Origin of the sequence: Flavobacterium anhuiense (assembly GCF_900101855.1) — a bacterium.
Lineage (GTDB): Bacteria > Bacteroidota > Bacteroidia > Flavobacteriales > Flavobacteriaceae > Flavobacterium > Flavobacterium anhuiense.
Map to the genome: position 1 here is coordinate 101,462 of NZ_FMVC01000004.1, position 25,715 is coordinate 127,176.

Below are 25,715 nucleotides of genomic sequence, written 5' to 3' on the forward strand. Positions count from 1 at the left end.
TGGAATTTCAAAAAAATGGAATTTTAAATCAAAAAAGTACGTATATTAGCGTCTTCTTTTTAGATGAATATACGTAAAAATAGAGAATCAAAATTAAGTAAACTATGAGCAATATCATTCGTGTAGTATTAGCAGATGACCATGTTTTTGTTAGAGACGGAATCAAATCTTTGCTTGAAAACGAAGCAAACATCGAGGTTGTAGGCGAAGCAATTGATGGCGCAGATGCGCTTGAAGTTGTTACAGCAACAAATCCTGATTTACTTATAGTAGATATTCGTATGCCAAACTTAACGGGCATAGAGGTAGTAGAAAAACTTAGAAACGAAAAAAACAGTGTAAAAATCATTATGCTTTCAATGCACGAGTCTGAAGAATACGTATTGAAATCGATAAAAGCGGGAGCTGATGGTTATTTATTAAAAGGTTCAAGCAAAGAAGAATTCCTAAAAGCTCTGCACAGTGTTGCTGCAGGAGGAAAATATTTTAGCGGAGACATTTCTTCTATATTAATTAGCCAATTGACAAATTCATCTGCATCACTAGAACCTAAACAAAATTTAGGCGAAGAAATGATGATTACCAAAAGAGAAAAAGAAATCTTGACGCTTCTTTTATCAGGTAAAGGAAACAAAGAAATAGCTGAAGCTCTTGAAATTAGTAAAAGAACTGCCGAAGTTCATCGCTTCAACTTAATGAAAAAGCTGAAAGTAAAAAACCTAATGGAACTTTCTAATAAAGCTGCCGAGTATTCTTTAATTTAAAAAATACGTATAAATACGTAATTATTTATCAAAAACTGCGTTTTGGCAGGTTTTAACTAAGTTATAGTACTTATTTTTACTTAAAAATATAAGTGCTATGAAAAATACAAACTCACTATCGCAATCACACAAAATTTTATTTTTGAACACATTGGCATTTACAGTGTGTTTTGCCTGCTGGACATTAAATGGTGTTTTAGTAACCTTTTTGGTTGATAACGGAATTTTCCACTGGAGTGTTGTTCAGGTTGGATGGCTTTTAGGTATTCCAATCTTAACTGGATCTATCATGCGTCTTCCTATCGGAATTTTAACTGATAAATTTGGCGGAAAATATGTTTTTTCACTGTTATTACTGCTTTGTTCGATTCCGCTGTTTCTCCTTCCCTACGCTGACAGTTTCACCATGTTTGCCTTACTTAGCTTTTTATTCGGAATGGTCGGAACAAGTTTTGCAGTCGGAATTGGCTATACATCAATCTGGTATCCAAAAGAATGGCAAGGCCGCGCTTTAGGAATCTTCGGAATGGGAAATGCCGGTGCCGCAATTACAACGTTTTTAGCTCCTTCTCTATTAAATCATTTTTCAATCAATGATCCACAAAACGGATGGAAAATTCTTCCTGTCATATATGCTGTTTCATTGGTCGTAATCGGTGTTGCCTTTTTAATTTTCGCTCAAAACAAAAAAATAGAAAGTAGCGGCAAAAGTGTTTCGCAAATGCTTTTGCCACTAAAATCACAAAGAGTTTGGCGTTTTGGAGCATATTACTTCTTGGTTTTCGGATGTTTTGTAGCCTATTCTCAATGGTTATTGCCAAATTTTATGAACGTTTACCAAACGAGCTTAGTAATGGGCGGTTTGTTCGCAACCATGTTCAGTTTACCATCTGGAGTAATTAGAGCTTTTGGAGGTTATTTGTCTGATAAATTTGGAGCAAGAAAAGTAATGTATTGGGTCTTGGGTTCATCAGTAATCTTAAGTGCTTTATTATCAATTCCAAAAATGGAAATTACTACTTCAGGACCAGGAATATTAGCTACTAAAAAAGGTGTCGTAAATGAAATCAGCGATAAAACCGTAAAAATTGGCGATAAAGAATATCCTATTGCACAAAAAACTGCCAACATGAATGAAAATGCTATTTTCCCAACTTCTACTAGCTGGCAAGATGTTGTAGTAGCTCACAACCAAAGTGTAGCAAAAAAAGAACTGATAGCCAAAGGAGTTACGGTTATTAAATTTGATGCCAATATGTGGGTATTCCTATTTTTGGTAATTCTTATTGGGATTTCGTGGGGAATCGGAAAAGCAGCGGTTTACAAACACATTCCAGAATATTTCCCAAATGAAGTTGGCGTTGTGGGCGGAATGGTCGGAATGATTGGCGGTTTGGGAGGTTTCTTCGGTCCGATAATCTTCGGATATTTACTTACTGCAACCGGAATCTGGTCAAGTTCATGGATTTTTATTCTAATCTTTTCAACTGCCTGTCTCGTTTGGATGCATTACACTATAACACAGCTATCTAAGGAAAAACGAATTAAAATAAGCAAGGCAAAATTAGAACCTGCATATTAGACTTAGATTAAAAAAAAATTAGAAATATGATCGGAGTCTTAGTAAAACATGGCTTTTTCTTATAAATTTACGCCTGAAAAAAATATCACCCATGAAACAAATCAGAATTATTTTCCTGTTACTTCTAGTATCTACCGCTGCCTTACAGGCACAAGAATTAGACGTAAATCTTCAAATTAGGCCACGTTTTGAGTATCGCAACGGTTACAAGACTTTGCTGCCAGAAGGACAAAAAGGAACTTCTCAAATATCTCAACGTTCGCGTTTAAACATTAATTTCAAACAAGATGATTTAATTGTAAAATTAACTTTTCAAAATACCAGAACATGGGGTGATGTTCCTACTGCAACCGTTGCCGATAAAAATGGCGTAGCTGTTTTTGAAGCTTGGGCACAATATAATTTTACTGAAAAATGGAGTGCCAGAATGGGGCGTCAAGTTCTTTCTTATGACAATCAGCGTATTTTGGGCGAAATGGACTGGGCTCAACAGGCTCAAAGCCACGATGCGCTTACCATTACCTATCAGACAGAAAAGCAAAAGTTAGATTTTGGAGGAGCCTATAATTCAACTGCTGAAAATGTAGTTCAAACTCCTTATACAGTTGCCAATTATAAAGCGATGCAATACGCTTGGTATCACAATCAATTTAGCACTGATTTAGGTTTAAGTTTTTTATTGCTTAACACTGGTTACGAATATGCAAACGCAGATGCAAAACTTTTAGTTGATTATAAACAGACTTTTGGACCTTATCTAACTTACAAAACAAGCAAAATAGACAGTAACTTTTGGGTATACGGACAAACTGGAAAAAGTACTGATCTGCAAGTAAGCGCTTGGAATGCCGCTGCAAATTTTAATTACAACATTACAGAATCATTTAAAGCTGGTTTAGGATATGAATTTTTATCTGGAAAAGCTTCAAATGACGGAAGTACCGTAATTAAATCTTTTAACCCGATTTTTGGAACCAATCACGGATTTAACGGTTACATGGATTATTTTTATGTTGGAAATCACTTAAACAATGTTGGTTTGCAAGATGCTTTTATAAAATTGAATTACAATATAAACAAATGGCAATTTGCTCTTATACCACATGTGTTTTTAGCAGCAGCTGATGTTGTAACGCCTGCAAATGAAAAACTAGATTCCTATTTAGGAACTGAGATTGATGCAAGTTTTGGATATAATTTCAAAAAAGACATCACGGTAACAGGCGGTTATTCTCAAATGTTTGGTTCAAAAACAATGGAATTTATCAAAAATGGAGATGCAAATCATACCAACAATTGGGCTTGGTTAATGATTTCTGTTAATCCTAGAATTTTTAGCTGGAAAAAATAATTTTTCTTAAAATTTAACTCATATTTTTTACCCTTTTCCTATTTCTGGAAAAGGGTATTTTTTTATTTCAAAAATAATGCGGATTATATGTTTAATTAATTATATTTGAAGTGATTATGAACCCCCAATTCTATCCTAATGAAGCCATTTCTAAAATTGTCATTGCTAACTTTTATTGTCACGCAAACAGGTATTGCCCAAAAATACGATGATGCCTTAATTTCGAAAAACTCAGAAATTAATTTTGCCAAAACGCAAAAAAGAGGAATCAAAAAAAACAACATGGTTTATTATGTTGAAAATGATCTACAGACCGTTTCTGCCTACAAAAGAAAAAAACTGAAATGGCAAACTAATGTAATTTCGATCTGCGGAAAACCTAAAAAAGGCGAACCTGAAATTAGATATGTTGGTTATAACTCGAACAAACTGCTTATCGTGATTGGAAAACATAATTTTGCAGAAATTGACGTAAATAGTGGTGAAACAAAATTTGTTGGCTAAGATTAAAGAAATATAAATATATAAACTGCCCTTTTTCTGTTTTTAGAAGAAGGGTATTTTTTTGATATTATATAAAAACATATTATACATAAATTGGGTATATTTGAGTTCACTTTTCATATAAAAACAAAACCCAAGAATACATGAGGCATGAATTGTTAGCCATTGAAAAAGAAAATCCTTTTAAACATTGCAAATTACAACGTGAAATTTATGCTGAAGTACTAACTGAAGTTGTAAAAACTAATAGTCAAGGCTTTGTAATGGGGCTAAATAGCAAATGGGGCACAGGCAAAACAACATTTGTAAAAATGTGGCTAGTTTATTTGGAAAATTTGAATTTTAAAACAATTTATTTTAATGCTTGGGAAAATGATTTTGAAGATAATGCATTAACAGCTTTAATTGGAGAATTAAAACCAATTATGAAACCTGAATCAACAAAGTTATTTGATAATATATTAGAAAAAGGTTTAATAATTAGTAAACATATATTGCCAATTTTAATAAAATCCTTGATTGAAAAACACATTGATTCTAAGAGTTTACAGGATAATTTAAAAGATATAACAGAAGAGGCAAAAGACATATTCAAAAAAGAAGTTGATGAATATTTACATCGAAAAGAAAATATAACTGAATTTAAGGAAAGTTTAAAAAAATTTGTTGCAGATACAACTAAAGATAAACCTTTAGTTTTTGTAATCGATGAACTTGATCGATGTAGACCAAATTATGCTGTATCCCTTTTAGAACAAATTAAACATTTTTTTTCTGTCCCAAATATAGTTTTTGTTTTATCGATTGATAAAAAACAATTAGAATTTGCAATAAAAGGTGTCTATGGAAATGATAATATTGATTCAGAAGAATATTTAAGGCGATTTATTGATTTAGAATATTCACTTCCAAATCCTGATCCAAAAAAATTTTCAGATTACCTTTATAACTATTATAATTTATCCGAACTTTTTGAAGAAAAGAATAGAAATATGATTGGTAATGAAAAAAGTGAATTTTTGAAGATCTGCTATTATCTTTTTTCAAATCCAAAAATTACACTTAGACAGCAAGAAAAAATATTTGCTCATGCAACGGCCGTTTTTAAAACATGTAAAGGTCAGAGGCAAATTTTCCCGGTTCTTTTTATAACCCTTATATATTTAAAGGTCCTTCATTCTGAAAGCTACAATAATATCAAACTAAAAATCTATTCTATTGAAGATTTACAACAATCAATTTTAAATATATTTTTTCTAAATGAGAAACATTATCTCCAACCTTTAATCGAGGCTAATTTAGTTTTCTTTTATAATAATTTTCTTAATCCTAATACTAATAATGACCAACTGTACGATTTCAATCCAGTTACAAATACAAATGAATTAAAGATAGGAGCCGTATCTGACCACAATCAACTATTACGACTAATTATAGATTTCGAAAACAGATATTTTGACTTTCAAATAAATTCTATAGACCAGATAATTGCTCGCATTGATCTTGTTAGTCGAGAATAGTTATTCAATTTGTTTTTTAGCAAGTACAGTTTAATAATATATATAAGGAAGCTATTAAAATGAAAATCATCGCTTGGAACTGCAACATGGCATTCAGAAAAAAAGCAGAATTCATTCTCGCTCATAATCCTGATATTGCTGTAATTTCTGAATGTGAAAGTCCTGAAAAATTGAAATTTCCAACCGAAATACAAACACCAAAAGATATTCTTTGGTTCGGCACAAATCCGAATAAAGGTCTTGGCGTTTTTTCTTATAGCGATTTTCGTTTTCAATTATTAGATTGCCATAATCCTGATTTTAAAAATATTCTACCAATAGCCGTTACCGGAGGAAAAGCTGATTTTATGCTATTCGCCATTTGGGCAAATAATCCTGCAGATAAAGATGGCGCTTACGTAACTCAAATTTGGAAAGCGATTAATTTTTACGAAAATCTAATCAAAGAAACCAAAACCATTTTGATTGGCGATTTCAACAGCAATACTATTTGGGATAAACCACGTCGCGAAGGCAATCATACCACTGTAGTAAACAAACTAGCCGAAAAGAATATTTTCAGCACGTATCACAAATACTTCAATCAAATTCAGGGGCAAGAAGCACATCCAACTTTGTATATGTATCGACACGAAAACAAGCCGTATCATATGGATTATTGCTTTGCTTCAAATGATTTTATTGAAGCTTTAGAAAGTGTGGAAGTAGGAAGTTATAAAGATTGGACTTTGCACAGTGACCATAAACCTTTAATAATTAAATTCAATACATAAAACATGAACAACTGGACTCAGCGTTGGGACGACCGTTATAAAAGCGAAGAATTCGCATACGGCGAAGAACCCAATAACTTTTTAAAAGAACAACTAGAAAAACTAAACCCAGCCTCTATTCTTTTTCCTGCCGAAGGCGAAGGAAGGAATGCCATTTTTGCTGCAAAATTAGGCTGGCAAGTTTCCGCTTTTGATATCAGCCAAGAAGGGAGAAACAAAGCTTTAAAATTTGCAGAAGCAAATAACGTTTCGATTGATTATAAGGTTGGCGAATTAGAAACTCTTGATTTTGAAGCAGAACAATTTGATGCAATTGCATTGATTTACGCGCATTTTCCAGCTGAAATTAAATCGGAAATTCACAAACAGCTTCACAAATTTTTACGCAAAAACGGAATCATTATTTTTGAAGCTTTCAGCAAAAAGCATTTAGAATATGTAACTAAAAACGAAAAAGTTGGCGGACCAAAAGACATTGAATCTTTATTTTCGATAGAAGAAATCAAAGCCGATTTTCCAAATTATGAAATCATCGAATTGGAAGAAAAAGAAATCGAACTCAGCGAAGGTTTATTCCATAACGGAACAGGTTCAGTAATTCGATTTGTGGGAAGAAAAAAATAAATATTTGTACGTACAATCATTTTTAACACATAGAAACATAGATTTTAAAATACATCAAAGGCGTTTCACTTTCATAAATACACATAGCTATGTGTAAAAATCTAGATTTTTAAAATAATCTTTTTCGACAGATTTCAAATTCTATGTTTCTATGTGTTAAAATGCAGACGCATTGCAATGCATCCTACAATCAGAAACCTTAGCATCTTAGAATCTTAGCAACTTAGAAACTTAAAAATACTTATGCTCCATTATTTCAGCTCGCAAGGTTGAAACTTCCAAAATCCCAACACGTTTTCCTTCTGTTTTTATCAATGATTCTTTTTTTAGGCTTGATAAAATACGAATGGCTTGTTCTTCTGTAGTTCCGGCAAAATCAGCAATTTCCTTTCGTGAAAGCTCAATATCGATCAAACCATTCCTTTGTCCAAATTTGCGATGAATATATAGCAATAAATCAATCACACGTTCACGAACATTCATGTGTGCAATTTTGCGGATATTATTTTCGCTTTTATTTAATTCTTCAGCATAAAACAACATTAAGGCATACGTAAATTCGGGAATGTGCTGTAGAATTTCAATCATTGTTTCATTACTGAAATTACACAAAACAGTATCTTCCAATGCATAAGCGCCAATTAGATATCGTTTGCTCGTTCCAAATCCGCGAAAACCAATTATATCACCGTTTTTGGTTAATCGAACAATCTGTTCACGACCGTTAATTCCCGTTTTTACTGTTTTGGCTTTTCCTTTGCAAATAAAATAAAGTCCCTGCAAAGGCGAGCCTTCGGTAATAAACTGATCCGATTTTTTACAGATTATATTCTGTTTTTTAGAAATATAACTTGTCATCTGCTCTAAATGCAAATGTTTCTTGATAAAACAATTTTCATTGGCACAGGAATAACAAACGGTTGGTTCTTCTTTCATGAGTCTAATTTTTAGCCGATTAAAAACTAATTTGTTGTTGCTCATTTATTTTCATCAAAAATAAAAAAATAAATCCAAAAAATACGTATTAATACGTAAAAATACTTATTTTTGCTTACGTACTTTTTCTAAAGTCAAATTATTCAAATAAAGTAGTATCTCTAAATAGAACTCTAATGCAAACTACGAAGATCAAAACTACCTGTTCCTACTGCGGCGTTGGCTGTGGCATAATCGTGACCAACGATGCCAAAAATGGTGTAATGGTCGAGGGCGACAAAGATCATCCTGTAAACAAAGGAATGTTATGTTCTAAAGGAATGAATCTGCACTACGTAGTCAACGATACTTCTGACCGAATTTTATATCCAGAAATGCGTGGAAGCAAATCGTATCCGCTGGAACGCGTAAGTTGGGACACTGCTCTGGATCGAGCTGCAGCGGTTTTTTCTTCAATCATAAAAAAACACGGACCAGATAGCGTTGGTTTTTATATTTCGGGTCAATGTTTAACAGAGGAATATTACTTAGTCAACAAACTCGTTAAAGGATTTCTAAAAACCAACAATATCGATACCAATTCCAGACTTTGCATGAGTTCTGCAGTGGTAGGCTACAAAAAGACTTTCGGTGAAGATTCTGTGCCAATTGCATATGATGATATCGAATTGGCTGATACATTTTTAATTACAGGCGCAAATCCAGCTTGGTGCCACCCTATTCTATTTAGACGTTTAGAAAAACACAAAGAGAAAAATCCGAAAACTAAAATAATCTGCATCGATCCAAGACGAACCGACACTGCCGCTTTCGCCGATTTGCATTTGCAGATTATTCCAGGTTCTGATATTATTTTATATCATGCTATTGCCAGACGCATTATCGAAAAAGGTTACGTAGATCATGATTTTGTAAAAAACCACGCCGAGAATTTCAAACCATACAAAGATTTAGTTTTAGGAACTTCACTTGAAAAAGCCTCTAAACTTTGCGGAATTTCGGTAAACGACATTAAACTTGCTGCCGATATTATCGGAAAAGCAAAAGGTTTTATTTCGCTTTGGGCAATGGGATTAAATCAAAGTGCTGTTGGCGTTGACAAAAACACGGCATTGCTGAATTTATCTCTTTTAACGGGACAAGTTGGAAAACCGGGTTCAGGTCCTTTTTCATTAACGGGACAGCCCAACGCAATGGGCGGACGCGAAGTAGGCGGAATGGCAACGCTTTTGGCAGCGCATAAAGATATTGCCAATCCAATGCATCGTAAAGAAGTTGCTGATTTTTGGGGTGTTGACGAAATTTCAGACAAACCAGGTTTAACGGCAACAGAAATGTTTGAAGCTTTAGAATCTGGAAAAATGAAAGCCGTTTGGATTATCTGTACCAATCCACTAGTGAGTTTGCCCGATTCGAGAAGAGCCGAAAAAGCACTTCAAAACGCTAAATTCGTTGTCGTTCAGGATATTTCTCATAATGCCGATACCGCCAAATTTGCCGATTTATTATTGCCTGCTGCTGGCTGGCTGGAAAAAGAAGGAACGATGACCAACTCGGAGCGTCGTATTTCTTATCTGCCTAAAGGAATCAATGCGCCTGGAGAAGCGCTTCCTGATATTGAAATCTTGATTCGTTTTGCTAAAAAAATGAATTTCAACGGCTTTAATTTCAACAGCGCCGAAGAAATCTACAAAGAACATTGCGCGCTTACCAAAAATACCAATATTGATATTTCATTCTTAAATTATAATCGTTTAAAAACCGAAGGAACTTTTCAGTGGCCTGTTCCAGATTACAATCATCCGGGAACTCCAAGATTATTTACCGATAAAAAATTCTATACGCCTTCTGGAAAAGCGATTTTTAATCTGCCTGTTTCGATTGAAAATACGTCGGTGCAACCAAATGATGAATTTCCTTTTATTTTAACCACAGGAAGAATTCGCGATCAATGGCATACGATGACTAAGACTGGAAAAGTATCTCGATTATTAACGCATATTCCAAGTCCGGTTTTAGAAATAAATCCAATTGATGCATTTAAAAACGATATTAAAAATGGTGACATTGTGGTCGTTTCAAGCAAAAATGGAGAAGTCCGCGTAAAAGCAAAAGTCACAGATTCGATCAAAGAAAAAGTAGTTTTCTTGCCAATGCATTGGGGAAAACAACTTGAAAATGATTTAAATAGAACCAATAATTTAACGAATACAGTTGTTGATCCAATTTCAAAAGAACCTGATTTTAAGTTTACAACCGTTTCGATTAAAAAATATGTAAAACCTTTTCAGAAAATTGCCATTGTTGGTGCCGGAGCAGCTTCTTTTCGATTTATTCAAAACTATCGGGAGTTCAATACAACCGATGAAATCATTGTGTTTTCGAATGAAGTAAATCCGTTTTACAATCGCGTTTTGCTTCCCGAATACATGACTGGAGAATTCAGTTGGGAACAGCTTTTAAAAGTAAAAGACGGAGAAACTTTCAATAAGCTAAAAATTACTATGAAAGCGGGAGTTTCTATTGATAAAATAGATGCGAAACAAAAAACAATTCTAGACAGCCAAGGAGAGATTCATACTTTCGATTCTTTGATTCTTGCAACAGGAAGCCGTCCGTTTATTCCTGAAAATGCACAGCTGCATCTTCCTGGACGTTTCACCGTTCGAAGAAAAGAAGATGCTGACCGTTTGAAAAAACATTTAGACAACACCAATCTTCCTCCAGAAGAACAGCATGTCGTCATTATTGGCGGTGGTTTATTAGGATTAGAATTAGCAGCCGCTTTAAAACATAAAAAAGTAAAAACCACTATTATTCAGCGCGCTTCTCGTTTGATGGAACGTCAGTTGGACCGAATTTCAAGCAAATTATTAGCCGAAGAAGTCCAGCTTCGCGATATTCAGATTTATTTTGATAATGAAGTCAGTACGGTTTTTGAAACTGATAATCCCAACGAAATTGAAATTGCTTTAAAGAGCGGTAAAATCATAACGGCCAATGCCATAGTTTATACAATTGGAACTATTCCGAATATCGAAATTGCACGCGAAAGTGGACTTTCATGTGGACGCGGAGTTAAAGTAAATCAATATTTACAGACTTCAAATCCAGATATTTTTGCAATTGGTGAAATAGCTGAATTTGATAATAAATTATTCGGAATAACTTCTGCCGCTGAAGAACAGGCAGATATTCTGGCTAATTTTTTAGCAGGCGATATCAGCAGTTATTACAAAGGCTCTATCCTAATGAATATTCTGAAATTAGAAGACATTAACCTTTGCAGCATTGGAGATATTACGATTCCAGAAAATGACGATTCGTACGAAGAAATTGTTTTTGCCGATTTGAAAAAACGTTATTACAAAAAATGCATTGTAAAAGATGATCTTTTGGTCGGTGCCATTTTGATGGGCGATAAAAACGAGTTTGCCGAATTTAAAACGATGATTGAAAGCAAAATCGAATTATCAGACAAACGAAATACGCTTTTAAGAGGGAGTTCAAACGCAAAACCGGTTTTAGGAAAATTAGTCTGTTCCTGCAGTCAGGTTGGAGCTGGAAACATTGAAGAAACCATTAAAAGTGGTGTAAACGATTTCACAGCATTATGCAAAAACACAGGCGCAGGATTAGGTTGCGGAAGTTGTAAAACAGAGGTTAAAGAGATATTGGCGAAGTGTAAATAAGTTTACAGTCGCAGTCTCAGTTTTCAGTGAATACTAGACCGAGACTGAAAACCGAGACTGAAAACTGAGACTGAAAACTGAGACTGAAAACTGAGACTGTAAACTAAAAAAAATGGAACTAACAAGATTAATAGTAAAAGGAGGCGTTATATCGCCAGGAGAATTACGAGAAGTTGTAAATATCGCTTTGGAAGAAGGGCTGGATTCCATTTCGTTTGGTTCTAGACAGGATATTATTTTTCCAAAAGGATTTAAATCTTTGGACAAAACCACTTTAGGAAAACATCATTTTGTTTATCCCGACCAGAAAAGCGGGAACAATATCGTTTCATCTTATGTTTCGACTGATATTTTCAGAAATACCAATTGGCTGACTGGAAATCGTTTTTTATATATTTTGGAAGAGTTTAAAGAACAGCCAAAACTAAAAGTCAATATAACCGATCCGAAACAGCAATTGGTTCCTCTGTTTACAGGACATTTAAATTTTATAGCTTCAGAACACGAAGATTATTGGTATTTGTACATTCGTCTTCCGAAATGGGAAAAAATGGAATTCTATCCTGTTTTGCTTTACAGCTGGGATTTGGCAAAGATTTACTATGAAATCGAAAAAATAACCGACGAAGGTTCTGTTGATATTGAAATGCTTTTTACTTTAGTAAGCGAAGCTTTAGACACTAATAACCGAACAATCGACAAACCATTGAACATTCCGTTTTATCCATTTCCGTATTACGAAGGAATGAACAGAATGGGAATCGATCAATATTGGCTGGGATTGTATTGGCGAAACAATCTTTACGATTTAGATTTCTTGAAAGAAATGTGCGATTTGTGTTTTGAATGCAAAATCGGAAAAATCTGTATCACGCCTTGGAAATCTTTCATCATAAAAGGGATTCCGAAAGATCGAAAACTAGAATGGGAAAAATTCTTAGGAAAACGAGGCATCAACGTTCGTCATTCTTTATTAGAACTCAATTGGCACTTACCTGTTGCAATGGAATGGGCTTTGAACCTAAAAACGTTCCTCGTTAGAACATTAGATCAATTTGACATCAGTACATACGGATTGAATTTCGGAATTTCAGAATACAATCGCGACGGGCATTATTTTACTTCGATTGTCATTGAAAAAAATGAACTGCCAAAGGATTTAGAATCCATTAAGATACGCGATACTTACAATGTCTTGTTCGCAAAGAACTTCGACCCAAATACACGTGAATACATTGTGCATTCGCAAGATATTGACAAACTCGAACTGCCAACCATTCTAATTGAATTAAGTCGAAAATATTTTGAAGAATTAGGAAACACTGCGTCTGAGATTATTGAAAAACAACAGAAAAAAGAAAAACCGCAACAGGATATTTACCAATGTCAGGAATGCTTAACGCTTTATAATTCTGAATATGGAGACGAAACACAGGGAATTCCAAAAGGCCTTTTGTTTGAAAATCTCCCAGAAACGTATTGCTGTTCTCTTTGTGAAGCACCAAAAAGCAATTTTAGGATTTTGGAAACGGTTGAAAATTAATAAGTTCTATTATTTATGTATTCAAAAATTGCGTATATTTAGCTTAACAAAGAATTTATGATAAAGCTGCATACTTCAAAAGCTTTATAATCATTTGGTTAACATCTATTACTCAATAAAAAATACCGTTATGATAAAAAGAACAACATCAACTTCTGCTGAAAAAGTTACTGATATTCCCGCAGAAACAGCTGTAGAAAGTACTACAGAAATACAGCCAGAAACCAAGACAACCATTAGAAGAACCACCAGAACGGCTGTTAAACCATCAGCTGCGAAAACTGCAACTACAAAATCACCTGCTGCGAAGACAGCAGCTACAAAAGCTCCTGCAGCTACGGTAAAACCTGTGGCAAAAACTCCTGTAAGAGCAGCTTCAAAAGCGACTCCGTCTGCGACTGTGAAAAAAGCAGCAACGACTCCCACAAAAACAGAACCTATCGTTTCTGAAATCGTAGAAATCAAAACTGATGACATTCCGGTACCTTTTGAAGAAAACAAGCCAGTTGTAACGGTTGAAAAAATTGGTAAAGAAAAAAACGATATAAAATCAAAGCTGAAAGCTAAACTTAAAGCCAAAAAAGAAAAAGAAAAGAAAAGAGAAAAAGCGATTAAAGCTGTTATTAAAAAATTAGAAAAAGCTAAAAAAGCAAAACTAAAAGCCGCTGAAAAGAAAAAAGAAAAGGCTAAAAAAGAAAAAGCAAAAGCGAAAGCCAAGAAACTTGAAAAGAAAGCTAAGGCTCAGAAAAAAGCTAAAGCTAAAAAGAAAAAATAGTTATAAGAAAGGTTTGACTTTATGAGTTGAACCTTTTTTTACGCACCAACGAGTCATTGCGAATTAGGCTTAGACTTCGGTCAGCCAGACAATTCACAATTAATAATTTACAATTAATAATTAATTTACCCCCCAATCGCAATCATACTACGATTATCTGAATGAAGTGTTGGATCATCAATTTCATTAACGGTAGACATTCCAGCGCGGACTTTCTTTTTATTCTGAATCGATTCTGAAATCAAATCAGTGATGGATTCTCCGTTTCTAAATGCCGTCAACAAATCGGTTTCTGCATTGGAGAAAAGACAATTTTTAATTTTACCATCCGCCGTCAAGCGGATTCTATTGCAGCTATCGCAAAATGGATTTGTAATCGAACTGATAATTCCGAAATCGCCTTGAAAGTCTTTAATTTTATAATTTCTCGAAGTGAAGTTTTTTTCATCTTCCAGTTTTTGAATTTGATCCGATAAAAATTGAGTTTCTACTAAAGATAAAATCTCGTTCTGTGACACCATTTTACTTCTGTCCCACTCATTTCCTGCAAAAGGCATAAACTCGATAAAACGAACTGAGATTGGCAGAAACTGAGTCAGTTTTACAAAATCGACAATTTCGTTTTCATTAAAACCTTTAATCAAGACTACATTCACTTTTACCTCAAAATCATGATTCAAAAGCAAATGCAAATTATCAATCACTTTCTCAAACTGATTTCGAAGCGTTATAGAGGCAAATTTAGAGGCTACCAAAGTATCTAAACTCAAATTAATTTTTTTGACATTAAATTGCTTTAAAACGTCTATATGACGATCAATTAAAATTCCGTTTGTCGTTATAGAAAGTGAAATGTTTAAAGTTGATAATTTAGAAACAATTTCGGGAAAGTCCTTTCTTAATAAAGGTTCTCCGCCTGTTAATCTAATTTTGTCAACACCATTTTTTACGAAAGTCTGAGCAATTGCAAAAATCTCATCTCCAGTCATTAAACTGGCTTTTGGAGAAAGCGGGATCCCATCCGCTGGCATGCAGTACGTACAACGCAGGTTGCATTTTTCCAGCAGCGAAATGCGCAGATAATTGTGCTTGCGTCCAAAACCATCCGTCAAAATAGTGTTAGAGGCTGTCATGATTTTTTCCTTTTAAAATATGAAAAACGTGCATTACGTGCGGAAAAACAGCATCCATAGATTCTTTTACTCCGTTTGTTGAGCCTGGTAGCGCTAAAACTAGACTATTCCCCAAAGTTCCTGCAACACTTCTAGAAAGCATCGCATACGGCATTCTTTGCTGACCGTAATTTCGAATAGCTTCTTCAATTCCTGGAATTCTGCTTTCTAAAATCGGCTCTAAAGCTTCAGGTGTTACATCTCTTGGCGATAAACCAGTTCCGCCCGTAAAGATCACCAAGTGATTTTCTTTAGCGTAAGCTTTTGTTTTCTCTTGAATAACGTCCAATTCATCTGGAATGATTTCGTAATGCGAAGTTTCAACTCCGTATGATTCTAATTTTTCTACAATTGTTTTTCCTGAACGATCTTCTTTATCGCCAGCAAAAATCGAGTCAGAACAAACAAAAACCGCCGCTTTTATAGCATTCGGAAACTTATTTTTGAAAGAAGATTTTCCGCCTTCTTTATTAATTAATTTAATTGTTGAAATCTCAATTTCTTTATCAATTGGTTTCAGCATGTCGTACATGGTCAACGCTACGATAGATGCGCCGTGCATCGCTTCAACCTCAACTCCTGTTTTGTAAACGGTTTTTACTTTGAAAATAATATGAATCTCTAATCCTTCAATTTGATATTCGACTGAAGTAAATTCAATTGGAAGCGGATGACAATCTGGAATGGATAAATGGGTGTTTTTTACAGCAAATAATCCAGCCGTTTTTGCCATTTCAAACACGTTTCCTTTTGGCACCAAATTATTGACAACAGCATCAATTGTTTCTTGTTTGCTGACTTTGACAATTGCGGTTGCGGTTGCGACTCTTAAAGTGCTTATTTTATGCGTAATATCTACCATTAACTATTTTGTTTCCATGTGAATGTATCGTTTTCAAACATTTCTTTGCCAAAAATCGGAACATCGGTTTTGATCCAATTTACGATAGCTTCTGTGGCTTCATAAACTTGTTTGCGACGTGTTGCCGACACAAAAACAAACAAACAGATTTCGCCTGCTTTTACCACGCCCAAACTATGATAAATATGCATACAGGTCAAATCAAATTTGGCGAAAGCTTTTTCACGAATTGCATATAACGCTTCATTCGCCATGTCTTTATACGCCGAATAATCAATTGCAACGACTGTATTGTCGTGAATGACATCGGCACGGACTTGCCCTAAAAAGATATTATGTGCCCCAATAGTATGTTTTGATTGATGTTTGGCAATCGATTCGGCAATAAACTCAGGAGAAATCGGTCCTTCTACAAATACATTTTTACTCATTTTTTATATATTTTTTTTTAGCCACGAATGCACGAATTATAACGTAATAATTTGTGCAATTACATTGATTTTAAAAAATAAAATTCGTGAATTCGTGGCTATCTTTTTTTTCTTCTAATAAATTTCGCATTACTAAAGCCCCACCAGCAATGCTTTTTATATTTTTAAATCGATGCTTTTGAAGCAACTCGAATGCAATTTTACTTCTAATTCCAGATTGGCAGAAAATGTAAATGGTTTGTTTTTTATCCAGTTTTTCTAACTTACTTTCCAAATGCATTAACGGAATCTGAATTTGATTTTTTAAACTGATTTTTGGCGATTCATCTACATTTCGAACATCGAGAAAAAGAACTTCATCGTTATCCATTTCATTCAAAACTGATTCAAAACTTACTTCCTCCACTTCACATTTATTGTATTTTTCTTCGAATGCTTCTCTGGTGATGGTTTGAAAATCATTTTTCTCGAAATCATACTTTTGCTGTTCGTTATTCAGCGTATTATAAACCAATATTTTTCCGCTTAAAATTGCTCCGATTCCGAGAATCATTTTTAAAACTTCATTGGCTTGAAGCATTCCGATAATCCCAACTGAAACGCCAAGCACTCCAGCTTCTTCACAATTTGCCGCGTTTAAATTTTCTTCGGGATATAGACATCTGTAAGTTGGTCCATTTTTATAATTGAATACCGAAACTTGTCCTTGAAACCTGAAAATTGATCCGTAAACCATTGGTTTATGAGTTACCAGACAGGCATCGTTTATTAAATATTTGATGGCGATATTATCTGTTGCATCAACTATAATGTCATATTTTTCAAATAATGAAATGGCATTTCTTCCAGATAACTTTTCAGAAATTGCTTTTACTTTAACTAAAGGATTCAATTCAGTAATCATTGCTTTGGCTTCCTTTGCTTTTGATTTTCCGATAGCTTCAGTTTTGTAAATTACTTGTCTTTGAAGATTAGAAATTTCGATAACATCATGATCTACAATTCCAATTTCTCCCACTCCTGCAGAAGCCAGATACGGCAAAATTGCAGCGCCCAAACCTCCTGCACCAATTACTAAAACTTTTGATCTGGATAATTTTTCCTGACCTTCCTCTCCTATTTCAGGAAGTATAATTTGTCTGTTATATCGGGTTGATGAACTCATAAATCATGTTTTTATCCTCCTGCAAATGGCGGCAACAATGCTACAATATCGCTAGTCTGTAAAGTGTAATCTGAAGTTTTGGAAACTATTTTTTGATTGACTGCAACGCTGAAAGTCAGTGATTCAAACTCGTATTTTTCATTTAAATCCTGTAATAATTTTTCCAACGACCATTGTTCTGAAAAAGATAATGTTTCGAATTCACATTTTGTTTTTTCAGCGACAGCTCCAAAATATTTAACCTCAATCATTTTTATAAATTTAAATTTTGAAAAATAAATTCGTCATCAAAGTGTTCCTGAAAATACGAAATCCAACTTGATGTAGTTCTAACGACTTCACCGATAACGATAATTGCCGGCGATGATATGTTTTTTTCAGATACCAATTTAGTAATTGTATTGATAGTTCCAATTACTTTTTGCTCTGAATTTTTCGTCCCGTTTTGAATAATGGCAACTGGCAAATCATCATTTCTATTTTCTTGATAAATCGAAATGATTTCGTCCAATTTATGCATTCCCATTAAAATAACAACCGTTGCAGCCGATTTCGATGCCAATTGAATATCTTTTGACAATTTATGGTCTGAAGTTGTTCCTGTAATAACCCAGAAACTCTCTGCTACTTTACGCTGCGTCAAACTGATTCCAACCGAAGCAGGAACTCCTAAAGCAGATGAAATTCCAGGCACAATCGCCGTTTCGATTCCAAAATCTTCAGCAAATTCGATTTCTTCACTTCCTCTTCCAAAAACAAAGGGATCACCGCCTTTTAAGCGAACCACATGCCCATGAGTTTTTGCCATAGAAACAATCAAATCGTTAATCTGATCCTGAGTATAAGCATGGCAACCTAAACGTTTTCCAACAAAAACAATTTCTGCATTTTGTGCATATTCTAACAATTCTTCGTTTACCAGAGCATCGTACAAAACGACATCGGCACTTTTTAAAACTTTAATTGCTTTTAGCGTAATCAATTCAACGTCGCCTGGACCTGCACCTACAATAGTCAATTTGGGTGTTTTTAAATCTCGCATAGTCTTTAAGTTAAATTGATATTCAGATCATTTAATTCGTCTGCCGAATTAATATTCGTCAAATGATAGTTTTCACTTTCTTCTATATTGATAATCTGATGCGGCAATTTGGCCAGCAGATCCATCACTTTAAGCTCATCAGAATCGATCGCTTCTTTTATAACAGAAACAATATTTTTTGAATAAATCCCAATTAACGGATGTGTTTTGCTTTCGGATGCAAAGACTGTAATTCCAGCCTCACTTGTATGTTTTGAAATTAATTCTTGCAATAATTCAGTCGAAATTAACGGAATATCACAACTCAAAATCAGATTGAATTCGGTTTCTGAATGTGATAATGCAGTATAAATTCCACCCAACGGACCTTTATCTTCAACTAAATCTGCTATTTTTTCATAGTTTAAATAATCGTATTCTTTAGAAGTCGTGATTAATTTTATATGGTTTGTAATGGGCAAAATTGCCTGAATGATATGCTCAATGAATGGTTTTTCCTGAAACAAAACCAATCCTTTTTCTGACTGCATTCTGGAGCTTTTTCCTCCGCAAAGAATAAATACTGTTAGTGTTTTCATAGTTTTCTTATTTCAGGTTTCTTTTGTCTATTCTTGCCACAGATTAAAAGGATTAAAAAGATTTCTTTAAATGCTTTGTTTTGATTTTTTTACCACGAATTACACAAATTTTCACAAATTATTTTTTTTAAATATGTAACTGAAATTCGTGTAATTCGTGGCAAAAAAAAATCCTTTTAATCTGTTAAATCTGTGGCAAAACCATATCATTATCAAGGAAAAATCAATTTCACGCTTGCCATTAAAATCACCGTTCCTAATACCATTTTTAATGTTCTGTTGGAGAAAGAGCCGCTTCCGTAAAATCCTCCCAGCATTCCTCCTACAACAGCAATTGGAACGAGATAAAAACTTTCCATCGGAATTGTTTTTCCTCCTAAAAAGAATCCCAACATTCCTGCAAATGAATTTACAAAAATGAATAAACTGGAAATCGCAGCCGATTCTTTTACTGATGCCCACCCTAAAAATAACAGGATCGGACTTAAGATAATTCCACCGCCAATTCCCAACATTCCAGATAATAATCCTATCGCAAAACCAATGGCCAAAGCAAACGGAAGGTTTATTTTTACCTCTTCTTTTTCTTTAAAATTAAATATTCCAAACAACCTCAACGCTGCAAAAACTAATACAGTTCCGAGAATTATTTTATAAATCGTATTATCTAAAGTGATAAAACCTCCTATAAAAGCTGCTGGAATCGAAGCAATAGCAAACGGATAAAACAGCTTGGGTTTGAAATAATTATTTTTATAATAAAACAAAAACGAAATACTCGATACAAATAAATTCAGCAACAAAGCTGATGGTTTCATAATCGAAACCGGAAAAGCAAAAATGCTCATCAAAGCCAAATATCCAGAAGCTCCGCCATGCCCAACGCTTGAATATAGAAATGCAATTATAATTAATGCAAAACTGAATAATAGTATATTTTCGGAACTTAGGAGAGTCATTTTGTTTTTTTGTTTTTTGTTTCAGGTTTAAAGTTTCAAGTTTAACAATATATGTTTTTATTTATACTGCGCTTTTGCTACTTATCTTAAAAAATCTTTTCTCTTTAATCTTTTCTCTTTAATCTTTTCTCTTTAATCTTTTCTCTTTAATCTTTTCTCTTTAATCTTTTCTCTTTAATCTTTATTCTAAAAACCTAATCAATGGGCAAGATTGTTACTGATGTGCCTTTTGTAATGCTTTCGGTATCGTGTGGCACAATTACCAAACCATTTGCGATAGCAAAAGAATTAAGCATTGAAGAAGCTTGTCCTTCTAAAATGGTAACACTTGTTTCATTATATAATGCTTTCAAAAAAAGTGTTTTTCCTGTGTCATTGACTATGTCGTTTTCTAATTTTCGAACAATTTTTGGCAAATGCGTATTCGAGAATCCCATTTTATTTTTGACTGCAGGATACACATAAATATAAAAATTAGTCAATGAAGAAGCTGGATTTCCTGGCAACGCAAAAACTAAAGTATCTTTTTTAGAACCAAAAAACATTGGTTTTCCAGGTTTCTGATTAATCTTGTAAAAAAGCTCTTCTACTCCATTTTTCAGCAAAGCTTCTTTTACAAAATCATAATCCCCCACAGAAATTCCGCCAGATATTAGCACAATATCATTCTTCTTAAGGATGGGTTGCAATGCTTTTTTTGTTGCTTTTAAACTATCCTTCACCGTATGAACTTTAACTTTGTTAATTCCGATGGTCTGCAAAGCCGCTTGCAGCATTACAGAATTGCTTTCGTAAATTTTCCCTTTAGAAAGTTTCTTGCCTGGCTTTACCAACTCATTTCCCGTCACTAGAATAGCCACTTTCGGTTTTTTATAAACTGTTATTTCTGTAATTCCTAAACAAGCTAAAAAACCAATTGCTGCTGGAGTTATTAATGTATTGGCATCAAAAACAACATCCTCTGCACTAATCTGTTCGCCTTTGTTTCTAACATTAGCAAAAGGTTCTGGCATTTTTGCAATCAAAATTGAATCCCCATTTACCATTACATGTTCCTGCATTACAACAGTATCTGCGTCATTAGGGACATATGCGCCTGTAAATATGCGTACGGCTTGGTTTTCTTTTAGTTTTACATTGGCATGATCGCCAGCCTGCGAAATTCCTACCACATCAAATTGATGTCTTCTTGAATGAATAAAAGCATAGCCATCCATTGCCGATTGGCGAAACGGTGGCATTGAAATCGGCGAGTAAATTGTTTCTGCCAAAACATATCCAAGCGCTTTTTGAACAGAAATTTTCTGAGTGGACAAAACTGAACTGTTTGCAGCGACAATTTCTAAAGCTTCTTTTACTTCTATCATTTCGTTTAATTATAAAACTAAGTAAAAATACTTAATACAAATATAAGTATTTATCCGTAGGTTGATTAAAAAAATTTACTTTTCTTTTTATAGTCTATAAAATTACTCTAATTTATTCAAAATCAACTTGAAATTTAAATTTAGATTTTAGATATCCGTGTCAAAAGAGTTTTTTTTGACTCTTTTTATGCTTTTGTAACCATTTAAGTCTATTAAAAGTGCTGTTTTAGAGTTGAAAAATAAGTATAAAATACTACAATTTTAATCCAAGCACAAAATTTATTTTAACATTTATCTGATTACAGAATTCTTTGTTATCCCTTTTAAAATAAGGGACAAACAAGACAAGTCCTTCTTACAGCGCTTCTACAAACATATATTTTTCAAAAAAAACTCCTCAAACTTTTGGTTTTTATTATATAAAATTTAACTTTGTCTATAGGATTAGTAGAGTTTAAAACAGTATTTCAAACTATAAAAATTATTATTGTGAAAACAACAGAAAGCATATCGCGTTACATTCTTCCTAAAAAATACACTTATAGCACTATTTGTTATATGTGTTTCTGTTGTTAATTATCTACTCTTACTTTGTTTGCCTTTAGAATCCATATCGAAGCAAAACATAAAAAATATCACCAAAAATATTTATTGAATTTTAACCAAGAATCTCTCCAATGCATTCAATTGTATTGGGCAAGGCTCTTGAAACCATACCTATTTATTTACAAATTAAATAACTAACAATTAAAAAGACTAAAATGAAAACAATGCAAACCTGTTGCTTTAAATAAAAAAAGCCATTTCTGCGGCAACAGAAATGGCAAGGCTTAAAGAACATTTATCACTAAATCAAGAACACTTTTAGAGTGCTGTATAAACAGTGCTCAGGGCGTCTTGTTAATTACTTAAAACCAACACAAAGAAATGAAAAAAAAGTTAAACATACACATACTGCTGTTTCTACTCTTAATAACGGCAGGAATACAAGCCCAAAATACCACCCCACTTATTCAATCAAAACTAGATGGAACTGTCGTTGATGCTATTACAAATCAACCTATAATTGGTGCTTCGGTTACCATTAAAGGAACAACCCACGGCGTTGTGACAGATGCCGAAGGAAAATTTTATTTTCAAACGGGACAGAAATTTCCTTACACCTTGATCGTAAGTTACATCGGATATAAAAAACTAGAAATAATTGTTGAGAAAAATCCCGTAATTATTAATCTTAAAGAAGAACGCCAAGAACTAGACGAATTGGTAGTTGTAGGTTACGGAACTCAAAAAAGAAAAGACATTACCGGCTCGGTAGCTTCGGTTCCAAAAGCCAACTTATCTCAGGTTACTTCTTCGGCAGACAATCTATTAAGAGGTGCAGTTGCTGGAGTTGTAGTTACACAAAGTTCTGGACGTCCGGGCGCTTCTTCAAGCGTTCGCATTCGCGGAGGAAACTCGATTACTGCTGGTAATGAACCTTTGTATGTTGTTGACGGAATCTTAATTTACAACGATAACAATAACAGTAGCGCGGGAGTAACATATGCGGGTGCGAGTGTCAATGTTCTTTCTACTATAAATCCTGCTGATATCGAATCTATTGAAGTTCTAAAGGATGCCTCAGCAACAGCAATTTATGGCTCTAGAGGTGCCAATGGAGTTGTAATTATTACGACAAAAAAGGGAACCAAAGGACAAGATAATATTTCGTACCAAGGCTATTTCGGATTTCAGAATATTTCCAAAAAACTGAAATTGATGAATGCGAGCGAATGGGCAAGTTTAAGAAACGATGTTCAGGCGAGTATTGGTCAAGCTCCTTCTTTTTCTCCTGCACAGATCGAGGCTTTGAAGACTTCTGGAAACTACGATTGGCAGTCGGCAGCATTTGTAACGGCAGCACCTGTTCAAAATCATAATTTATCATTTTCTGGCGGAGACGAGAAATCTAGATATGCTATTTCTGCAGGATACTTTGATCAGGATGGTATTGTTTTAGGATCTGATTTTAAACGTATTTCGCTACGAGCCAACTATGAACGAAATTATTCTCAGAAATTCAAATTTGGCGTAAATGCCAATTATACGAACTCCATTGCAAATGGTGTCGGTACAAATGGAGGCGCCAATGCTGGTAGAAACCCAAACCCACTTGTTAGTGTAGTTTTGACAGCTCCTGTTGTTCCTATTAAAAATGCAGACGGAAGTTACAACGTAACCAACAATCCTTACGCAACTTCTGTAAATGGTTATGTTCCGAACCCAATTAATGATTTGGAAAATACAACGAACGAGACCAAACTAAACAGAATCCTAACTAGCTTATTTGGTGAGTATAAATTCAATAAAGAATTAACTGCTAAAGTTGCTGTGAGCGGCGATGTTTTAAATACGAAACAAAATTACTATGCGCCTTCAAACACCACTACTGGAGCAGGTACAAAAGGATTGGCCTCTATTGGAGAAAGGTTAGTAAGTTCTGTTTTGAATGAAAATACGCTTACCTACAATACCAATTTTGGCGAAAATCATAAATTCTCTGCTCTAGGCGGTTACACACTTCAGTACACAAAAGGCGAAGTGGTAAATGCAGGAGCTCAGACTTTTGTTAACGATGCCAATACTTACAATGCACTTCAAGATGGTGTGGCGGTAAAACCATACAGCGAAGCTTATGAAAGTGTTTTGAAATCTTGGCTGGCTAGAGTCAATTATTCTTATAAAGGAAAATACAACTTTACACTTTCTGGACGTGCAGATGGTTCTTCAAGATTTGGTTCTGAATCACTTTGGGGCTACTTTCCTTCTGCTGGATTCTCATGGAATATTACCGACGAAGAGTTTGCCAATAACATTAAAGGCGTAACCGAAGCAAAACTAAGAATTACAGCTGGAACGACAGGAAACCAAGAAATCGGAAACTACCTTCCTTTGGCTTCAATGGGATCTGTAAATTATTCTTTTGGAGGAACATTATATACCGGTTTAGCTCCTACCCGATTGGCAAATCCAGATTTGAAATGGGAAAAGACAAATCAATATAATGTTGGATTGGATTTATCATTATTAGACCGAAGAATCAATTTTGTTTTTGATGTGTATTATAAAAAGACGAAAGATTTATTGATCAACGTTCCTGTACCATTGAGTTCGGGTTATGCCACAGTGCTTCAAAATATTGGTGGAGTTGAAAATAAAGGTTTTGAAGTTGGTGTAACAACGGAAAATATAAAAACAGAAAACTTCGCTTGGAACTCCAATATTGTATTTTCTCTTAACCGAAATAAAGTTACTGAGATCGGAAATGGCGTAGATCAGTTTTTCCCAGTAGTGCCAAACGGCTCTTTATTGCAGCAGCAGCCTGTCACAGTAAAAGTAGGTTTACCATTAGGAACTTTCTGGGGTTATAGAACCAACGGAATTTTCCAGACTCAGGAAGAAGTAAATACACAGCCAAAAATTAACAGTTTGGCCAATACAAAAGTGGGTGACAGAAAGTATGTTGATACTAACGGAGATGGCGTAATTACAGCTCTTGACAAAGGCAATTTAGGCACATCTCAACCAAAATTTGTTGGAAGTTTCAGTAATACAGTTTCATACAATGATTTTGATTTAAATTTCTCTTTTCAAGGTGCATATGGCGGAAAAATCTTTAATGCCTTAAATCAGCAATTGGAGATTTCTACTCTTGGAACCAATGCGGCGGCGACTCTAAATGATCGATGGACACCAACAAATCCGAGTAATGAAATTCCGAGAGCTTCTAGTTCTCCTTTAGGAATTGTTTCTGAACGTTATGTTGAAGATGCTTCTTTCTTACGATTAAAATTAATCACATTAGGATACACTTTACCTAAAAGCGTTTCTAAAAAACTGGGAACAAAAAGCGTAAAAATCTACGTATCAGCAGAAAACCTAATTACATGGACCAAATACACTGGCTATGATCCAGAGGTAAGTTCATACGAACAAAACAACTTATATCCGGGAATTGATTTTGGTTCTTATCCAAACTCCAAAACATTCATCTCGGGCTTGAACGTAACTTTCTAAGTAAAAAAAATATATA

The 25,715-nt window shown here is 34.3% G+C and carries 21 protein-coding genes; 11 read left to right on the forward strand and 10 right to left on the reverse strand.

Annotation, left to right across the window (positions count from 1 at the left end; genetic code table 11):
- Positions 1–104 precede the first annotated feature (104 nt).
- The 7 genes from BLP44_RS11565 (at position 105) to BLP44_RS11595 (ending at position 7,118) form a co-directional block, all read left to right on the forward strand.
- On the forward strand, positions 105–764 hold the full coding sequence (locus BLP44_RS11565; RefSeq protein WP_008468741.1) for a response regulator transcription factor: 660 nt from the start codon (positions 105–107) through the stop codon (positions 762–764).
- Positions 765–861: 97 nt separating this feature from the next.
- Entirely contained in the window at positions 862–2,346 is a 1,485-nt protein-coding gene (locus tag BLP44_RS11570) for an MFS transporter (RefSeq protein ID WP_091133098.1), read from the forward strand.
- Positions 2,347–2,437: 91 nt separating this feature from the next.
- Positions 2,438–3,697: an alginate export family protein gene (locus BLP44_RS11575; RefSeq protein WP_091133101.1), complete on the forward strand. Its 1,260-nt coding sequence runs from the start codon at positions 2,438–2,440 to the stop codon at positions 3,695–3,697.
- Between the two features lie 138 nt (positions 3,698–3,835).
- Positions 3,836–4,201 (forward strand): hypothetical protein, encoded by a 366-nt coding sequence (locus tag BLP44_RS11580; RefSeq protein ID WP_008468735.1) that lies wholly within the window; start codon positions 3,836–3,838, stop codon positions 4,199–4,201.
- Positions 4,202–4,344: 143 nt separating this feature from the next.
- Entirely contained in the window at positions 4,345–5,721 is a 1,377-nt protein-coding gene (locus BLP44_RS11585) for a KAP family P-loop NTPase fold protein (RefSeq protein ID WP_091133104.1), read from the forward strand.
- Positions 5,722–5,780: 59 nt separating this feature from the next.
- Positions 5,781–6,494 (forward strand): exonuclease/endonuclease/phosphatase family protein, encoded by a 714-nt coding sequence (locus BLP44_RS11590; protein WP_091133106.1) that lies wholly within the window; start codon positions 5,781–5,783, stop codon positions 6,492–6,494.
- Positions 6,495–6,497: 3 nt separating this feature from the next.
- Positions 6,498–7,118 carry a class I SAM-dependent methyltransferase gene (locus BLP44_RS11595; RefSeq protein ID WP_091133108.1) on the forward strand — a complete coding sequence of 207 codons (621 nt, stop codon included), beginning with the start codon at positions 6,498–6,500 and terminating at the stop codon, positions 7,116–7,118.
- Positions 7,119–7,349: 231 nt separating this feature from the next.
- On the opposite strand, the gene BLP44_RS11600 is transcribed toward BLP44_RS11595, so the two are convergent.
- Positions 7,350–8,054, reverse strand: coding sequence for a Crp/Fnr family transcriptional regulator (locus BLP44_RS11600; protein ID WP_091133110.1), 705 nt, complete (start codon positions 8,052–8,054; stop codon positions 7,350–7,352).
- 176 nt (positions 8,055–8,230) lie between these two features.
- Here BLP44_RS11600 and BLP44_RS11605 point away from each other — a divergent pair, with 176 nt between their 5' ends.
- From BLP44_RS11605 to BLP44_RS22870, 3 genes are all read left to right on the forward strand, one after another.
- Positions 8,231–11,746 (forward strand): nitrate reductase, encoded by a 3,516-nt coding sequence (locus BLP44_RS11605; protein ID WP_091133112.1) that lies wholly within the window; start codon positions 8,231–8,233, stop codon positions 11,744–11,746.
- Between the two features lie 112 nt (positions 11,747–11,858).
- Entirely contained in the window at positions 11,859–13,289 is a 1,431-nt protein-coding gene (locus tag BLP44_RS11610) for a rubredoxin (protein ID WP_091133114.1), read from the forward strand.
- Positions 13,290–13,419: 130 nt separating this feature from the next.
- A complete protein-coding gene (locus BLP44_RS22870) occupies positions 13,420–14,064 on the forward strand; it encodes a hypothetical protein (RefSeq protein ID WP_139159201.1) in 645 nt (214 codons plus the stop codon).
- A 125-nt stretch (positions 14,065–14,189) separates the two neighbouring features.
- On the opposite strand, the gene moaA is transcribed toward BLP44_RS22870, so the two are convergent.
- The 9 genes from moaA to BLP44_RS11660 all read right to left on the reverse strand — a co-directional run bounded on the left by moaA (position 14,190) and on the right by BLP44_RS11660 (position 21,640).
- Positions 14,190–15,197 carry a GTP 3',8-cyclase MoaA gene (gene moaA, locus BLP44_RS11620; protein ID WP_091133116.1) on the reverse strand — a complete coding sequence of 336 codons (1,008 nt, stop codon included), beginning with the start codon at positions 15,195–15,197 and terminating at the stop codon, positions 14,190–14,192.
- Complete coding sequence (gene moaCB / locus BLP44_RS11625; protein WP_091133118.1) at positions 15,184–16,098, reverse strand: bifunctional molybdenum cofactor biosynthesis protein MoaC/MoaB; 915 nt, start codon at positions 16,096–16,098, stop codon at positions 15,184–15,186. Before moaCB ends, moaA begins: the two co-directional genes overlap by 14 nt.
- Entirely contained in the window at positions 16,098–16,529 is a 432-nt protein-coding gene (locus tag BLP44_RS11630) for a molybdenum cofactor biosynthesis protein MoaE (RefSeq protein ID WP_008468715.1), read from the reverse strand. The genes moaCB and BLP44_RS11630 overlap by 1 nt, the downstream gene beginning before the upstream one ends.
- Positions 16,530–16,599: 70 nt before the next feature.
- Positions 16,600–17,694 (reverse strand): HesA/MoeB/ThiF family protein, encoded by a 1,095-nt coding sequence (moeB, locus tag BLP44_RS11635; protein WP_091133119.1) that lies wholly within the window; start codon positions 17,692–17,694, stop codon positions 16,600–16,602.
- A gap of 11 nt (positions 17,695–17,705) precedes the next feature.
- Positions 17,706–17,945: a MoaD/ThiS family protein gene (locus BLP44_RS11640; RefSeq protein ID WP_091133122.1), complete on the reverse strand. Its 240-nt coding sequence runs from the start codon at positions 17,943–17,945 to the stop codon at positions 17,706–17,708.
- A gap of 2 nt (positions 17,946–17,947) precedes the next feature.
- Positions 17,948–18,736: a uroporphyrinogen-III C-methyltransferase gene (cobA, locus tag BLP44_RS11645; protein WP_091133124.1), complete on the reverse strand. Its 789-nt coding sequence runs from the start codon at positions 18,734–18,736 to the stop codon at positions 17,948–17,950.
- A gap of 5 nt (positions 18,737–18,741) precedes the next feature.
- Positions 18,742–19,314, reverse strand: coding sequence for a molybdenum cofactor guanylyltransferase (locus tag BLP44_RS11650; protein ID WP_091133126.1), 573 nt, complete (start codon positions 19,312–19,314; stop codon positions 18,742–18,744).
- A gap of 212 nt (positions 19,315–19,526) precedes the next feature.
- The gene (locus BLP44_RS11655) at positions 19,527–20,273 is read right to left on the reverse strand and encodes a sulfite exporter TauE/SafE family protein (RefSeq protein WP_091133127.1); all 747 of its coding nucleotides are present in this window, start codon (positions 20,271–20,273) and stop codon (positions 19,527–19,529) included.
- Between the two features lie 194 nt (positions 20,274–20,467).
- The gene (locus BLP44_RS11660; protein WP_066034039.1) at positions 20,468–21,640 is read right to left on the reverse strand and encodes a molybdopterin molybdotransferase MoeA; all 1,173 of its coding nucleotides are present in this window, start codon (positions 21,638–21,640) and stop codon (positions 20,468–20,470) included.
- A gap of 927 nt (positions 21,641–22,567) precedes the next feature.
- Here BLP44_RS11660 and BLP44_RS11665 point away from each other — a divergent pair.
- Positions 22,568–25,699 carry a SusC/RagA family TonB-linked outer membrane protein gene (locus BLP44_RS11665; protein ID WP_091133129.1) on the forward strand — a complete coding sequence of 1,044 codons (3,132 nt, stop codon included), beginning with the start codon at positions 22,568–22,570 and terminating at the stop codon, positions 25,697–25,699.
- Positions 25,700–25,715 lie beyond the last annotated feature (16 nt).

Excerpts from the sequence above, each read along its gene's own strand:
- BLP44_RS11565 (WP_008468741.1), top strand. The coding sequence starts at position 105 with ATGAGCAATATCATTCGTGTAGTATTAGCAGATGACCATGTTTTTGTT.
- BLP44_RS11570 (WP_091133098.1), top strand. The coding sequence starts at position 862 with ATGAAAAATACAAACTCACTATCGCAATCACACAAAATTTTATTTTTG.
- BLP44_RS11575 (WP_091133101.1), top strand. The coding sequence starts at position 2,438 with ATGAAACAAATCAGAATTATTTTCCTGTTACTTCTAGTATCTACCGCT.
- BLP44_RS11580 (WP_008468735.1), top strand. The coding sequence starts at position 3,836 with ATGAAGCCATTTCTAAAATTGTCATTGCTAACTTTTATTGTCACGCAA.
- BLP44_RS11585 (WP_091133104.1), top strand. The coding sequence starts at position 4,345 with ATGAGGCATGAATTGTTAGCCATTGAAAAAGAAAATCCTTTTAAACAT.
- BLP44_RS11590 (WP_091133106.1), top strand. The coding sequence starts at position 5,781 with ATGAAAATCATCGCTTGGAACTGCAACATGGCATTCAGAAAAAAAGCA.
- BLP44_RS11595 (WP_091133108.1), top strand. The coding sequence starts at position 6,498 with ATGAACAACTGGACTCAGCGTTGGGACGACCGTTATAAAAGCGAAGAA.
- BLP44_RS11600 (WP_091133110.1), bottom strand. The coding sequence starts at position 8,054 with ATGAAAGAAGAACCAACCGTTTGTTATTCCTGTGCCAATGAAAATTGT.
- BLP44_RS11605 (WP_091133112.1), top strand. The coding sequence starts at position 8,231 with ATGCAAACTACGAAGATCAAAACTACCTGTTCCTACTGCGGCGTTGGC.
- BLP44_RS11610 (WP_091133114.1), top strand. The coding sequence starts at position 11,859 with ATGGAACTAACAAGATTAATAGTAAAAGGAGGCGTTATATCGCCAGGA.
- BLP44_RS22870 (WP_139159201.1), top strand. The coding sequence starts at position 13,420 with ATGATAAAAAGAACAACATCAACTTCTGCTGAAAAAGTTACTGATATT.
- moaA (WP_091133116.1), bottom strand. The coding sequence starts at position 15,197 with ATGACAGCCTCTAACACTATTTTGACGGATGGTTTTGGACGCAAGCAC.
- moaCB (WP_091133118.1), bottom strand. The coding sequence starts at position 16,098 with ATGGTAGATATTACGCATAAAATAAGCACTTTAAGAGTCGCAACCGCA.
- BLP44_RS11630 (WP_008468715.1), bottom strand. The coding sequence starts at position 16,529 with ATGAGTAAAAATGTATTTGTAGAAGGACCGATTTCTCCTGAGTTTATT.
- moeB (WP_091133119.1), bottom strand. The coding sequence starts at position 17,694 with ATGAGTTCATCAACCCGATATAACAGACAAATTATACTTCCTGAAATA.
- BLP44_RS11640 (WP_091133122.1), bottom strand. The coding sequence starts at position 17,945 with ATGATTGAGGTTAAATATTTTGGAGCTGTCGCTGAAAAAACAAAATGT.
- cobA (WP_091133124.1), bottom strand. The coding sequence starts at position 18,736 with ATGCGAGATTTAAAAACACCCAAATTGACTATTGTAGGTGCAGGTCCA.
- BLP44_RS11650 (WP_091133126.1), bottom strand. The coding sequence starts at position 19,314 with ATGAAAACACTAACAGTATTTATTCTTTGCGGAGGAAAAAGCTCCAGA.
- BLP44_RS11655 (WP_091133127.1), bottom strand. The coding sequence starts at position 20,273 with ATGACTCTCCTAAGTTCCGAAAATATACTATTATTCAGTTTTGCATTA.
- BLP44_RS11660 (WP_066034039.1), bottom strand. The coding sequence starts at position 21,640 with ATGATAGAAGTAAAAGAAGCTTTAGAAATTGTCGCTGCAAACAGTTCA.
- BLP44_RS11665 (WP_091133129.1), top strand. The coding sequence starts at position 22,568 with ATGAAAAAAAAGTTAAACATACACATACTGCTGTTTCTACTCTTAATA.